Raw genomic sequence first — 13,133 nt, 5'->3', positions numbered from 1 at the left:
TCAGTCAGTCGTTGCGTTGGCCTCGTCCTCTCGCCGTGCGGTGATGAACGCTCGGACCCCGAGGATGATGTAGACGATGAGCAGGACGAACGTCACGGTGCTGGCCACCACGGCCATCGGGCGCTCGGCTTCACCGGCGATGAGCTCGCCGAGTTTCAGGACGTTCATGCTGGTGCCGAGGACTCCTATGACGGCGATCACGAGTCCGATCGAGAGGCCGATCTTGCGGTTCTTGAGTGCGATGAGCCCGCAGATTTCGATGAGCAATCCGAGGAAGGCGGGGATCAGCGCCGTCCAGCTGGTGAAGCCGGTCGTGGCATAGGAGATGACTCCTACGGCGATAAGAGCGGCGGCGAAGGCGAGCGTTGTACGGGGCATTCTTCCTCCAGGGGTGGGTGAGCGAGTAGAGATGTTGGGAGTGTTGCGACGCACCGGGAGCTAGCTCCGATTCCGTCCACGGGAGAGGCTCGCGAGGTACTCGTTGTAGGAGTCGAGCTCGGCGTCCTCGACCTTCTGCCGCTGTCGCGAGGTGCGCACCTCGCGGGCACGCCAGCGGGAGAGGCAGACGATGAGCACCACGAACAGCGGCAGTTCCGCGTAGGTCCATACCAGGGCGCCGGCTATCGCCTGGTCCAGGATGGGGTCATGGCCGCCGGCGGGGTTGGCGTACGCGCTGAACAGGGGTGTGCTGGTGCGGAGCAGGATCAGGCCGAACACGGCGTGGATCTGGATCTCGACGGCGATGTCGACGAATCGCGCGGCGAAGGAAGGGACACGCGGCAGCGGGTCGGACGACCACAGGGGTGTCGCCGCGACGACGCCGAGGACGAGGACGATGAAGAGCAGGGCGTCGTGGCCGAAGGGGACGCGCATGACGACGCTGATGGCGTCGGTCAGGTAGAGGACCGGGTACAGCACCATCGCGGTGACGATGGCGACCACGGGGTGCAGCGCGGCGCTCCAGAACGGTGAGCGGAGTCCGGCGTGTGCTGCGCGGAGCACGAGACGTCCGAGGCCGGTGTGCGGTGTGCTGTGCAGGAGCAGCCGCCCCGGTGACCCGGCGATCAGGAGGGGCGGGACGACGGTCAGCAGGGTGATCTGCTGGAAGACCAGGGCTGTGATGGACTCCGTCGCGAGGCGGTTGACGCCGAACGTCGTGACGGCGAAGATCAGGGCACACCCGATCAGGAACGATGCCGTGCGGGCGATTGCCCAGCGGCGGCGGCGCCGCCACATCCGGATCGCTCCTCGCAGGTACAGCGCCGCGAGCAGCAGGGCGGCGATGGCGACCGGCGAGCCTGCGAGGGGCTCGAACACGACCCACTGGTCGATCGGCGGCATGGCGGATTTCCCTTCATCGAGGCGATCATGCGTCGGCGACTCCGGCCGCGGCGATGGCGCGGCCGGAGCGCGGGGTCAAGTGAGGCCGGAGTAGGAGTGCAGGCCCGGGAAGTACACGTTGACGACCGTGAAGTTGAACAGCACGGCGGCGAATCCGACGATGCACAGCCAGGCGGAGCGGTTGCCGCGCCAGCCGCGGGTGGCGCGGGCGTGGATGTAGCCGGCGTAGAGCACCCAGATCACGAAGGTCCAGACCTCTTTGGTGTCGAAGCCCCAGTAGCGTCCCCAGGAGTCGTTGGCCCAGATCGCTCCGGCGATCAGGGTGAACGTCCAGAACATGAAGCCGACGATCACGAACCGGTAGGCGAGCGTCTCGAGGACTTCGCCGGCGGGCAGCGTGCGCAGGAACCCGCCTCGGCGCCCTGCGGAATCGGGCGAGACGCTGGTGCGGCGTTCACGGCGGGATTGCAGCAGCTGAGTGACGGAGAGGCCACAGGCGAGGGCGAACAGGGCGGTGGCGAGGGAGGCGACGAAGACGTGGATGACGAGCCAGATGCTCTTGAGCGGATCCATCAGCGGGACGACTTCGACGTAGAAGCTGAGCGTGGCGCCGCCCAGCAGCAGGACGATCATGCCCACCAGGAACGCGCCGAGGAAGCGCAGGTCGTACCAGCGGAGGGCGAGGAGGTAGACGGCGACGATCAGGACCGTCCCGGTGAGAGCGAACTCGTACATGTTGGCCCACGGCACCCGCTCTGCGGCGATGCCGCGGGCGACGGTTCCGCCGAGCTGGAAGAGGAAGGCGAGCACGGTGAGCGCGGTGCCGATCCTCGCCCACAGCAGCCGGGGACGCTGCGAGGGCGGAGCATGGATGTCGTCCGGGTGCGCCTGGTCGGGCGGGGCCGGAGCGCTCGGAGACGCCTGGTCGACGGCGCCGACGAGGACCGGTGCGCGCTGCTGCTCCCGAACCGGGGCGGGGCGTGCGGAACGCTGTGCGAGATCGACGGTGTAGGCGACGAACGCCAGCGCGTAGGTGGCGATGGCCGTCCACACCAGTAGCAGTGAGAGGCCATCGAGGGAGAGCGTTTCTGTTCCGGGCATGGTGAGCTCCTTCATACGGACGAGTGGTTGCGGATGCGGTGGAGGATCCCGAGTGCGGTCAGGGCTCCGATGGCCCCGAGCGGGATCAGCGCGCTGATCCAGGGGCCGAGGATCGTGGCGGGTGTGAGGCCGGTGCGCAGTGGGACGGTGGTGATCGCCGCGGCGGCGGTGTCGATGGGGATGCTGGCGATGGTCGTACCGTCGGGGGCGATCACCTGGCTGGTGCCGGTCGTGGAGATGTTGACGACGGCGCGGCCGGTCTCGATCGCGCGCATGCGGGCGAAGGCGAGCTGCTGCAGGTTCTCGGCGGTGCCGCGGAAGTCGGCGTTGTTGGTCTGGAAGACGTACAGCTGCGCGCCCGCGCGGGCGCCGTCCCAGATGACCTGGTCGTAGATCACGTCGAAGCAGATCGCCAGGCCGACCCCGACGTCGTCGACGGTGACCAGGGGCGGGAGGGTGCCGGGGGTGTACTCGCGCTGGATCAGCCCGACCAGGTCGGGGACGATCATCTCGTACAGCCAGCGATCCGGCACGTACTCCCCGAACGGGACGGGATTGATCTTGTCGTGCCGCTGGCGTTCGTCGGGTTCCGGGGTCCAGAGCAGGGACGAGTTGAAGACGTCCGCTCCTCGTGCGGTCGCGGCGTTCATCAGCAGCGGAGCGTCGGCTTGGCGGACGATGCGGTCGAGCGTGGCGGCGGTGGCGGGGTCGGCGAGCGGATCGGAGTCCACTCCCCCTTCCGGCCAGGCCAGCAGATCCATCGGCTGTCCGAGCAGCGGAGCGGTCGCCTCCGCCTGTGCGGCGAGCACGTCGCCGCGTTCTCGGGTGTCGAAGTAGGCCGCCGGGCCGTTGCCCTGCACCCACCCGACCTCGAGCGTGCCCGCGGGCGATGTCGGGAACTGCGGGACGAGAAGCAGGAGGACCATCACGGCCAGGGCGGAGACGCCGCCACGCAGGAACCGCGGCCCGCCGGCGCGTGCCCATTGCACGACGCCGGCGCACATCGCAACGAAGAGGAAGGAGAGTCCCGTCACGCCCGTCCAGGATGCGACCTCGGACAGCGGGCCGTCGACGAGCGTCATCCCGATGCGCGCCCAGGGGAACCCGGTGTACGGCCACGAGCCGAGAACGACCTCCCTGCCCGCCCAGAGGCCGGCCACCAGGAGGGGAATCGCGACCAGCTGCGCCGTGCCCCGGTGCGGGAACCGCGCCGTCCACCGGTAGGCGAGCGTGATCAGGACGGCGCCGGTGCTGAACAGGATTGTCTCGAGGCCGGCGAGGGCGATCCACGGGAGGGGGCCGAGGAACTCCCCCACCCAGATCAGGTGGGTGAAGAAGAACACTCCCCCGAAGGCGGCGCCGACCAGCAGTGCCCCGCCGATGCTCCGGCCGACGAGGGTGATCAGCGCCAGAGTCACGCTGAGCAGCGCCAGCGGCCACCATCCGACTGGCGGCGAGGCGAGGCTCAGGGCGAGTCCTCCGATGATCGCGGCGGGGACCGCTGCCCAGAGCGGAAGCCCGCTCGGCGGGGAGGACGACGCCCCGCCGGCGGGCGTGGCGACGGCCGCGGCTGGTGTCAAGGTCGGGTGCATCGGTCAGGTGTCCTTCTTGCGGAGGGCATCGAGATAGGCGTTGTAGGCGTCGAGCTCGGGATCGCCGTGGGCGTCGGCGTACTTGTCGGCTTTGGCGGCACGGGCGGTGTCATCACGGAACCACCGGTGCATGACGTAGAGGAGCATGACCACGGTGGGGCCTTCTCCGTAGGACCAGGCCAGGGCGCCGGCGAGCCACTGATCGTCCAGCGGATCGATGCCCAGCGCCGTCGTGGGGCCGGCGAAGGTCTCGACGAACAGCGTCGGGCTCATCATCAGGAACACGCCGAAGAACGCGTGCAGAGCTGCTTCGGCGAACAGGTCCATCGCCCGGCCGGGGTACGTCATCCGCACCGGGAGCGGGTCGTTGGACAGGATCGGGATTGTGAATAGCACGCCGGCTGCCAGGAAGGCGATCTCGAGCAGCGGATGCCCGCCAGGGGTCTGCAGGATCGGGTCGGCGAGACCTCCAAGGTAGAAGCCGTAGAAGGACATCAGGAACAGCGGCATCGCGATCCAGGGGCTCAGCGCCCATCGTGCGATGCGGCTGCGCAGCCCGGCCAGGGCGAGGCGGAGGATCACTCGCCCGAGGCCGCGATGCGGGGTGGCGCGCAGCAGCAGTGTGCCTGGGGAGCCGAGCACGAGCAGCGGCGGGATGGCCATCATCAGGGTGAGCTGCTGGAACATGAAGACCGAGAACAGCAGGTACCCGTATCCCTCGACCGCCAGGCCGGTCACGGCGACCAGGACGATGCATCCGAGGAGGAAGCACACCGTGCGGGCGACCGACCACCGCCGTCCCTGACGCCAGAGCCGGATGGCGCCGGCCAGGTACATCACGGCCATGAGCAGACCGAGCACCGGCAGCACCGGAACCGGCGGCAGGATCGGCGTGAGGAACGCCTCCAGCGTCGGCGGTGTGTCGGAAATCCAGTCGTTCATGGCGTGTCATCGGTCGGCGGGCTCAGAAGTCGAAGAGATCGCCGAGGAAGCCCTCGCGTCGTCTCTTGCCGCCGCGGTCATGCCGGGAGCGGCGATGCTCGTCTTCGGGGTAGTCCGGGGCCTGGTAGCCGGATGAGCGGTCGATGATCTTGTCGAGCTCACCGCGGTCCAGCCACACGCCACGGCATTGCGGGCAGTAGTCGATCTCGACGCCGGAACGGTCGGTGACCAGGAGCGTCGTGCCGTCAACGGGGCAGTTCATCGGTTCTCTCCTTCTCTGGGGATGGGTCGGAGACGCCGGTGAGCGCCTCCGTGTGGGTGTCGGCGATGTCGACGACGGCTTTGCGGAGGGTGGGGTCTTCGCCGCGGGCCAGTCCCGCGTACTCGAGGCGGACGCCCTCGTCGGTCGGGTGGGCTTTGACCCAGACGCGGCGTCGGGGCACGAAGAGCCCGGCGAAGAGGCCGAGCATCGCGAGGATCGAGAAGGCCAGCACCCATCCGGCGGTCGGGTCGCGCTGGATCTGCAGCGACGCGAATCGCTTGACCGGATCCTCGGGCGACGCGATCTCCCAGGTGACGGTGCCCCATCCGTTCGGCAGCTCCGCGGTCTCCCCCGGCGTCAGCTCGATGGAGTCGACTCCGGTCTGACCGCCGGTGTGCTGGGTGAGGCCGTCGGTCTCGAGGGTGTACACCGATCGCGGGGTTCCGTCGTCGATGCCGAGGTCGCCGCTGTACACGTTGAAGGTGAGCAGCGGGTTGACGACGTCGCCGTAGATGGAGGTGTAGGCGCCGGAGTCCAGCACGCCCGCGGTGGGGTAGAAGAACCCGACCAGGCCGACCTGCTCGGGCAGCCCGTCGGGGATCTTGATGATCCCGAGGGAGGTCATGTTCGAGTCCTGCGGGAGGAACGGCTGCGACTCGGTGTACACGAGCTCGCCAGCCGCGTCGCGCACGGTGATCGTGGGGGCGTAGCCGTTGCCGAGCAGGTGGATGCGGTCGCCGGCGACGGAGATGGGATAGTTCACGATCACGCTCTCGGTCCGATCCTCCTCACCGGGGATGCGGACGGTGACGTCGGCGGAGAAGTCCCCTGCCTGCCCGGCCCCCGGCGTGCCCGGCCGCTGATACGTGACCTGGAACTCGTCGAGGGTGAGCGAGTACGGGGCGAGACCGGTCCCGTCGATGAACCGGCCGGCGTCGAACGAGGAGTAGTCGCTGAGGGCGTTGACGAAGGTGGTGCCCTCGACGACGACCCGCTGGCCCGTGTAGGAGAACCCGCCTCCCAGACCGACCGAGACGAGCACGCCGATCAGCGCCGTGTGGAAGACGAGATTGCCGGTCTCGCGCAGGTACCCGCGTTCGGCGGACACGGAGAGCCATCCGCGGCCGTCGTAGCGGTGCACCCGGTAGCCGGCACGGCGCAACTGCCGCTCGGCGACGTCGACGGCCTCTCGCGCCTGGCTCGCGGGGTCGGCGGCCGGGACGGTGCGCTCCTCGTAGTCATCGAGCCGGGACAGCCGCACCGGCGTGCGGGGCGGCTGGGATCGCAGGGCCTTGTAGTGGTGCTTCGTGCGCGGGGTAACGCATCCAATCAGCGAGGCGAACAGCAGCAGGTAGATCGCCGAGAACCACGGCGACAGGTATACGTCGAACAGCCCGATGGCATCCACGATGGGATAGGCCTCGGGGTTGTCACGCTGCCACTGGATCACCCCGTTGGGGTCGGCGCTGCGCTGCGGGAACAGCGATCCGGGCACGGCGGCGACTGCCAGCAGGAGCAACAGCAGCAGAGCGGTGCGCATGCTGGTCAGCTGACGCCACGCCCATCTCGCCCATCCCACGATCCCCAGCGCCGGCTGGGCGATACCGGAATCGTTGCCGTCGGCGTGGTCGTCGGGGCGCAGGGGGTCGACGGGCGCGTCGGTGGCGGTCTCAGAGCGGGAGGGGGACATTGATCACCACCTGCTGGAGGGCGGACATCAGCGCGGTCCACAGCCCGGTCACCATCAGGACGCCGAGGAGCACGAGCACTCCCCCGCCGACGATGTTCAGGGTGCGGATGTGGCGGCGCAGGAACGCGACCGACCGGGACGCCCACCCCCAGCCGAGGGCGAGCACGAGGAAGGGCAGACCGAGCCCGAGCGAATAGGCCAGGCCCAGCAGGCCCGCACGGGCCGGGTCGCCGAGGTTCCAGGAGACCGACAGGATCGCCGCGAGCGTCGGGCCGATGCACGGTGTCCACCCGACGCCGAGCGCGAACCCGAGCAGCGGCGCGCCGAGCAGCCCGGCACGGGACTGCATGCGCGGACGGACGGTGCGCTGCGCGACGCCGAAGAACCCGATGAACACCAGGCCGAGGATGATCACCACGACGCCGAACACACGGGTCAGGACGTTCGCGTACTGCAGCAGCAACAACCCGAACGTTCCGCCCAGGATCGTCACGGTGACGAACACGACGGTGAACCCGGCGATGAAAAGCGTCACTCCCAGCAGCAGCCGCGTGCGCTCCGCCGTCGCCGTGCGGGTCGAGGCGCCCCCGACCGCGGTGGCGCTCGAGGCGCCGCCCAGATATCCGAGGTATCCGGGCACCAGCGGCAGCACGCACGGGGACACGAAGGAGATCAGCCCCGCAAGGACCGCGATGGGGATCGCGACCCACAGCGCCCCGTCGGCGACGAGATCGCCGGGGTTCATGGCAATTCCCCGAGAGCGTCGCGGACGAGGGTCGACAGGATGGATGCGCTCTGCAGCTGCCCGATGATGCGCGCGGCGACCCGCCCCTCCTTGTCGACCACGAGCGTTGTCGGAGTCGCCTGGATCGGGGTGACCTGCGCGAATGCCAGCTTGACCTTGCCGTCGTTGACGTCGATCACGCTGGGGTAGGTGACGTTGTTGTCCCGAGCGAAGGAGAGCGCCGTGGCGGGCTGATCGTAGGTGTTCACTCCGAGGAACGACACGCCCTGGTCCTGGTACTCCTGCCACACCTCCTCGAGCAGCGGCGCTTCGACGATGCACGGCCCGCAGGCGGCGTACCAGAAGTTCACCACCAGCACCTCGCCGCGGTAGTCGTCGCTGGAGACCGTCTCCCCGGTCTCGGTGACGCCCTCGAAGACGACCGGGTCGCCCCGCTCCCCCGCCGCGATCTCCACGACGCGGAAGTCTCCGGCGATGTACCCCTTCTCGTTCCCCTCCTGATATTGCTGCGCCAGGGAGTCGTTCGCGGAGCACCCCGTCAGGGCGACGCCCAGGAGCACTGCTGTGGCTGCGGCGATCATCCGGCGGATCATGTGCGACGCACCTTGATCAGTGCCCCCGCGACCAGGAAGACGATGGCTGCGGCCGGCTGCGCCGCCGCCCAGACCGGCCCCGTGAACGGGAAGGGCACGACCGGGTTCCACAGTACGAGGACCGCGACGAATACCGGGATCCACCACCATTGGCGCGCCTGCCCCGCGAACCAGGCCACGATCGCCGCGAGGATCGCTGTGACGAACAGCACCACCTGGAACAGGCCGGCCCCGGTCCACAACGGAGCGGTGAAGAGCACCGCTGCCGCGAGCAGCCCCGGTGCGAGCGCGTTGCGCTGGAAGGTGGACGGCGTGCGTTGTTTCGCGCTCATGCGGCACCTGCTTCCACTCGTGCCGAAGGAGCCAGCTCGACCTTGCGCCGCCGGGTCCAGGTGATGCCGAGAAGGAGGATGACGCCGATGCCGAGCGCGACGTCGGCGAGGTTCCCGATGAACAGGGTCCCGTAGGCGAGGAAGTCGGTGACGTGCCCGACCCCGAAGCCGGGCGGTGAGAACAGCCGGTCGATCAGGTTCCCGAGCGCCCCGCCCAGGATGAACCCGAACGCCACCGCGAGCCCAGCCGTGCGTGCACGGAGCGCGGCGATGATCAGCCAGACCACCGCACCCGCTCCGACCAGGGTGAGCACACCGGTGAATCCGGACCCGAGGGAGAGGATCGCCCCCGGATTGAACGCGAGCTGGAGACCGAACAGGTCGCCCAGGAGCGGGATCCGCGTCTCCTCGCTCAACGTCGCGAGTGCGGCCGCCTTCGTGGCCTGATCGATCACCACGATCCCCGCCGCCACAATGGCGGCGACCGCGAGGTGTCTTGGCCGGTTAGGACTCATCGGCATTCTCCTTCTTCTGCTGTGCCGCCCGATCCCGACGGCGCCGATCGCGACCGGCCATGAACATCAGGAGTGCTGCGCTGCCCAGGAGCGCCGCTCCCCCGGCGACGACCAGGATGGGAAGCGCATCGAGATCCGTGCTCGGTTGGCTGTGGATGTCGCCGTAGCCGGACTCGGCGGTCGGCGTCGCGGCCGGCGCCGTGGTCTCCGTGTTCTCCTCCGATGGGGATGGGCTGCTCGTCGGCGTGGGGCTGCTCGTCGGCGTCCCCGTCGTCTCCACCGTGAACGTGTACTCGTCGCTGATCGGGTGTCCGTCACTGGACACCACCCGCCACCTCACCGTGACCTCTCCGACGACCAGCTGGTCGGACAGGTTCTGCGTGACCGTCGCCTCGAGGACCTCGGGAGCGCCGTCGACGAGGCTGCTGCCGTCTTCTGCGATGACCTCGATCACCGTGGCACCCTCGAGCGTCTGTAGCTCGCCCGTGAAGGTGAGGGAGATCTCCGCCGGGGCGCCAGGTACGGTCGCGGATGCCTCGGGGTAGGTGGAGAGCAGCTCATCGTGAGCAGCGGCGGGACTCGCCGTGCCGAGAACGGCTCCGCCGATGACCAGCAGAGCAGACAGGCTGGCGGACGCGGCGAAACCACGGCGCCGCTTGCTCGACGTTCGAGAGGCCGAGAGCCTTCGGCGGCGGATGGATGTCATGAGTTCTGCTTTCTTCACGGGCGTTCGATGATGCGGCGGGCGATGGCCGTGGCATCCCGCCAGACCCCCGCGATGGTGTCGGAGCCCCTGCCGCCGTACTGGGGGATCCCGGCGACGAACAAGCCCGGTATCCCGGTCATGGCCCGCTGGGGAGGATCGATCCGGGCGCTGTCCGGCAGCCAATCGTCTCCGGGATCGAATCCGGTGGCGAGGATCACGGAGCTCGGAGTCGTCACTGTTCCGTCGACGAAGGTGACGCTGCTCTTCCCGGCCTTTGCCACTGCAGGGCAGATCCTCACCCCAGCGTCACGCAGCTGCTCGTAGCTATCCTCGAACACCGGCTCCGGTCGCGGACCTCGAGCAAGGAACTGTCTGCGCAGGTAGCGCGCTGCCGGCTGGTGCCGGCGAGGCGTGCGCACAGCCAGGGTCACCGCGTGCGAAGGCGCGAGTTCGCGAGCCAACTGAACACCGCTGTTTCCGCCGCCGACGATCAGCACATCGCTCGTAAGTACCTGACGCGGATACAAGTACTCGCTGCTATGCAACACGACTCCGGGCACCCGAAGATCCGCTACCCATGTCGGGATGCGCGGATGCGCGGATGCGCCGGTCGCACACACGACGTTGCGAGTCTGCACCTCACCTTCCGTGGTCGACAAGTGCAGGACCGAGCCGGACCCGCGCCGCTCCACGCCTGCCGCGCGCACACCCCAGACGGTCTTCACGCCGAGATCGCCTTCGACGTAGCTCAGGTACTCGATCATCTCGTCGACACGCGGCCGACGCCGTTGGTCGCCCAGGAAGGGCAGGCTCGGCAGAGCGCTGTGACGGGCGTCGCTGAGAAGCACCATCGAATGCCACCGAGAAGTCCAGCTGCGCAGACCTGGAGACGCCCCGTCGATGACAACGAAGTCCTGCTGTGGCCTTAGTACTACAGTCGCGTTTATTTCGCGTGGTGCGGCGCGTTGGCGCCGTTGTGGGTGATGATCGTGTTAACCCTTGGCGGTGGGTGACGATATTGGTGTGGCGGATGTGCGGGAGTGGGCGGCGGAGCTGGATGAGGTCGCTGGTCTGATCGGGCCGCGGTTCGCTCGTTCGGAGCCGCGCCGGAACGCTGTCGCGTATGTGCGAGGGCTGCTGTCGGAGCAGGAGCGGAAGAACTCGTGGACGCTGTCGGAGCACGCCGGTCAGGTGACGCCGGATCCGATGCAGCGGCTGTTGTCGACCACGGACTGGGATCCCGACCTGGTCCGTGACGATCTCCGCTCCTACGTGGTCGAGCACCTCGGCGACCGTGCCGGAATCCTGATCGTCGATGAGACCGGGTTCTTGAAGAAGGGTGACCGGTCCGCGGGCGTGGCCAGGCAGTACACGGGCACGGCGGGACGGATCGAGAATGCGCAGGTCGGCGTCTTCCTGACGTACTCGACACCCACGGGCCGGACGTTCCTGGATCGGGAGCTGTATCTGCCGAAGACGTGGACCGAGGACCGTGCCCGCTGCGCCCGCGCCGGTGTCCCGAAGGAGCGCGGGTTTCAGACGAAGCCGGAGCTCGCGATGGGCATGCTGGCCCGCGCGATCGATGCCGACGTCCCCGCATCATGGGTGACTGGCGACGCCGTCTACGGCCAGTACTACCGGCTCCGCAAGGCGCTCGAGGATCGCGGGATGTCGTACGTGCTCGCCGTGCCGTCCAGCCAGCGGGTGATCGCGAAGACCACCGTGTCGATCCTCGGGAAGGAGTACCGCGCCGACGCGCTCATCGGCGAGCTCCCAGCCACGGCGTGGCGGACCAGGTCCGCCGGCGCGGGCTTGAAAGGCGACCGCCGATACGCGTGGGCACGCGCCCGGATCAACGGGGAACGCGACCCGGATGCCGAGTACTGGCTCCTCGCCCGCCGCAGCCTCACCGACCCGTCAGAGCTCGCGTACTACCTCTGCCACGGCCCCAAGCGCGTCGCCTTGGGCGAGCTGGTCCGCGTCGCCGGCGCGAGATGGGCGATCGAGGAGACCTTCCAAACGGCGAAAGGGCAGACCGGGCTGGACCACTACCAAGTCCGGCAGTACACCGGCTGGTACCGGCACATCACGCTCTCCATGCTCGCCCACGCCTTCCTCACCGTCACCCGGTCAAAAAGGGGGCTCGAGGAGACAAAGACGGAGACCTCGTCGAGCTGAGCCTGCCCGAGATCCGACACCTCATCGCCGCGCTCGTGCTGAATGCGCCCGCCGACCCCGCGCGAGTGCTCCACCGGTCACGCTGGCGCCGAAAACACCAACACACCGCCCGACGACACCATTATCTACGCCGCGGACACACGCCATAAACGCGACTGTAGTATTAGGGCGTGTCTCATAAACATCGTTGGCTCCAGGCGATCACCGCGTTGAGCACCACCGCGGCGCGGAAGACAACCGCGAGCTTGTCGTAGCGGGTCGCCAGCCCCCGCCATTGCTTGACGTCGCAGAAGCGCCGCTCCACGACGTTACGTCCCTTGTAGTCGACCGCGTCGAATCCAGGCGGTCGCCCTCCGCGCGACCCGCGTCGTTTCCGGTGCGCCTGCTGGTCGCGCGGTTGCGGGATCACGGCGCGGATGCCGCGGTCGCGCAAGTGACTGCGGATCGCTCGTGAGGAATACGCCTTGTCGCCACGGACCGCGTCCGGGCGCGTGCGCGGACGCCCGACCGGCCGCGCGACCCGAAGCCTGGACAACAGCGGCAGCAACGCGGGCGCGTCGCCAGACTGGCCGGGTGCGACCGCGATCACCAGGGGGAGGCCGTGGTCGTCGACGAGCTGGTGGATCTTCGTCGACAGTCCGCCGCGGGAGCGTCCGATCGCGTGATCAGGCGGCTCGACGGCCGGATTCGTGTAATTCGATCCAGCCCCCTGTGAGGCGCGTGAGGTTGGTCGCGTGCTGATGCGCACGAGCAATCGTGGAGTCCACCGATACCGTCCAGCCGATCTTCCCGTCCTGGTCTGCCGCAGCGAGCAGTCTCTGATGGATCCGGTCCCAGGTGCCGTCGCCGGCGAGGTTGCGATGCCATCGCCACACCGTCTGCCAGGGGCCGAACTCCCGCGGCAGATCGCGCCACGCGATCCCGCACCGATACCGATAGATGATGCCCTCCACGATCATCCTCGCGTCCGAGAACGGGCGACCCTGGCGGCCCGTCCGGGACGGGAGGAACGGCGCGATCAACGCCCACTGATCATCCGAGAGGAGCTGGAAACGCGACACCCCTTCAGAGTTTCAGCCAGACCACTCAGCCTTTATGAGACACGCCCTAGATGTGATGTCCAGGCAGGTTGTTTT

The 13,133-nt window shown here is 68.5% G+C and carries 15 protein-coding genes; 1 reads left to right on the top strand and 14 read right to left on the bottom strand.

The window, feature by feature from the left end; all coding sequences use genetic code 11:
• From B4F19_RS12355 to B4F19_RS12295, 13 genes are all read right to left on the bottom strand, one after another.
• A complete protein-coding gene (locus tag B4F19_RS12355; RefSeq protein ID WP_292735340.1) occupies positions 1–378 on the bottom strand; it encodes a hypothetical protein in 378 nt (125 codons plus the stop codon).
• A 60-nt stretch (positions 379–438) separates the two neighbouring features.
• Positions 439–1,341 (bottom strand): cytochrome c oxidase assembly protein, encoded by a 903-nt coding sequence (locus B4F19_RS12350; RefSeq protein WP_292735337.1) that lies wholly within the window; start codon positions 1,339–1,341, stop codon positions 439–441.
• 75 nt (positions 1,342–1,416) lie between these two features.
• On the bottom strand, positions 1,417–2,442 hold the full coding sequence (gene ccsB, locus B4F19_RS12345; protein ID WP_292735334.1) for a c-type cytochrome biogenesis protein CcsB: 1,026 nt from the start codon (positions 2,440–2,442) through the stop codon (positions 1,417–1,419).
• A gap of 11 nt (positions 2,443–2,453) precedes the next feature.
• The gene (lnt, locus tag B4F19_RS12340; protein WP_292735331.1) at positions 2,454–4,034 is read right to left on the bottom strand and encodes an apolipoprotein N-acyltransferase; all 1,581 of its coding nucleotides are present in this window, start codon (positions 4,032–4,034) and stop codon (positions 2,454–2,456) included.
• Positions 4,035–4,037: 3 nt separating this feature from the next.
• Positions 4,038–4,976 (bottom strand): cytochrome c oxidase assembly protein, encoded by a 939-nt coding sequence (locus tag B4F19_RS12335; RefSeq protein WP_292735329.1) that lies wholly within the window; start codon positions 4,974–4,976, stop codon positions 4,038–4,040.
• A gap of 22 nt (positions 4,977–4,998) precedes the next feature.
• On the bottom strand, positions 4,999–5,238 hold the full coding sequence (locus B4F19_RS12330; RefSeq protein ID WP_071644158.1) for a zf-TFIIB domain-containing protein: 240 nt from the start codon (positions 5,236–5,238) through the stop codon (positions 4,999–5,001).
• Complete coding sequence (gene resB / locus B4F19_RS12325; protein ID WP_292735324.1) at positions 5,222–6,928, bottom strand: cytochrome c biogenesis protein ResB; 1,707 nt, start codon at positions 6,926–6,928, stop codon at positions 5,222–5,224. The genes B4F19_RS12330 and resB overlap by 17 nt, the downstream gene beginning before the upstream one ends.
• Positions 6,909–7,673: a cytochrome c biogenesis CcdA family protein gene (locus B4F19_RS12320; protein ID WP_292735321.1), complete on the bottom strand. Its 765-nt coding sequence runs from the start codon at positions 7,671–7,673 to the stop codon at positions 6,909–6,911. Before B4F19_RS12320 ends, resB begins: the two co-directional genes overlap by 20 nt.
• Positions 7,670–8,266, bottom strand: a complete 597-nt coding sequence (locus tag B4F19_RS12315; RefSeq protein ID WP_292735318.1) for a TlpA family protein disulfide reductase — start codon at positions 8,264–8,266, stop codon at positions 7,670–7,672. Before B4F19_RS12315 ends, B4F19_RS12320 begins: the two co-directional genes overlap by 4 nt.
• The gene (locus B4F19_RS12310) at positions 8,263–8,598 is read right to left on the bottom strand and encodes a DUF6804 family protein (RefSeq protein ID WP_292735315.1); all 336 of its coding nucleotides are present in this window, start codon (positions 8,596–8,598) and stop codon (positions 8,263–8,265) included. The genes B4F19_RS12315 and B4F19_RS12310 overlap by 4 nt, the downstream gene beginning before the upstream one ends.
• Positions 8,595–9,113, bottom strand: a complete 519-nt coding sequence (locus B4F19_RS12305) for a signal peptidase II (RefSeq protein ID WP_071644221.1) — start codon at positions 9,111–9,113, stop codon at positions 8,595–8,597. Before B4F19_RS12305 ends, B4F19_RS12310 begins: the two co-directional genes overlap by 4 nt.
• Positions 9,103–9,819: a copper resistance CopC family protein gene (locus B4F19_RS12300; protein WP_292735308.1), complete on the bottom strand. Its 717-nt coding sequence runs from the start codon at positions 9,817–9,819 to the stop codon at positions 9,103–9,105. Before B4F19_RS12300 ends, B4F19_RS12305 begins: the two co-directional genes overlap by 11 nt.
• A 14-nt stretch (positions 9,820–9,833) precedes the next feature.
• The gene (locus B4F19_RS12295) at positions 9,834–10,670 is read right to left on the bottom strand and encodes an NAD(P)-binding domain-containing protein (protein WP_292735307.1); all 837 of its coding nucleotides are present in this window, start codon (positions 10,668–10,670) and stop codon (positions 9,834–9,836) included.
• Positions 10,671–10,824: 154 nt separating this feature from the next.
• Here B4F19_RS12295 and B4F19_RS12290 point away from each other — a divergent pair, with 154 nt between their 5' ends.
• On the top strand, positions 10,825–11,997 hold the full coding sequence (locus tag B4F19_RS12290; RefSeq protein WP_414683164.1) for an IS701 family transposase: 1,173 nt from the start codon (positions 10,825–10,827) through the stop codon (positions 11,995–11,997).
• Between the two features lie 175 nt (positions 11,998–12,172).
• Here the strand turns inward: B4F19_RS12290 and B4F19_RS12285 are convergent.
• Positions 12,173–13,058 (bottom strand): IS5 family transposase gene (locus B4F19_RS12285; RefSeq protein WP_292735304.1). Its coding sequence is split into 2 segments (ribosomal slippage): positions 12,173–12,706 and positions 12,708–13,058, totalling 885 coding nucleotides; the frame shifts between segments, so codons are not numbered across the junction.
• Between the last annotated feature and the right edge of the window lie 75 nt (positions 13,059–13,133).

The sequence above is a fragment of the Microbacterium sp. UBA1097 genome (assembly GCF_002313585.1).
Lineage (GTDB): Bacteria > Actinomycetota > Actinomycetes > Actinomycetales > Microbacteriaceae > Microbacterium.
The sequence above is the reverse complement of the archived record's forward strand: the minus strand, read 5'-3'. Positions and strand labels throughout refer to the sequence as shown.